Annotated in this window: 1 pseudogene; it reads right to left on the bottom strand. The window is 69.3% G+C overall.

The features are described 5' to 3' along the window. Positions 1 to 126: pseudogene (locus A985_RS28880) on the bottom strand (ferrochelatase); the annotation flags it as partial. Between the last annotated feature and the right edge of the window lie 190 nt (positions 127 to 316).

Raw genomic sequence — 316 nt, 5'->3', positions numbered from 1 at the left:
CGCCCGCAGCACCGCCTGCCATATCAACGAGGGAATTTCCACGACGCGAGGATCCGACAGAAACTCGCGCAAATAGCGGCGCACGGCCGCGGGACGCGGCTCGTCGGGCGTGCCTAGGTTAATCAGCAGAACGGCCGTCTTGCCGGTCTGGCCATGCGAAATGGGTTCGGGATCGAAGCGCATGGAGCGTACTTTACCGCAAGGCGGGCACCGCGTGCCGGGCCCCGGCCGCCGCGCACCCGCCGTCCGTCAGGGGATGGCGGCGGGTCGCGGCGTTCGGTGCGTCAATTAGCCGCGCGGGGGCTCGCCTTCGCGT

The organism is Pandoraea sp. B-6 (assembly GCF_000282835.1).
Lineage (GTDB): Bacteria > Pseudomonadota > Gammaproteobacteria > Burkholderiales > Burkholderiaceae > Pandoraea > Pandoraea cepalis.
The sequence above is the reverse complement of the archived record's forward strand: the minus strand, read 5'-3'. Positions and strand labels throughout refer to the sequence as shown.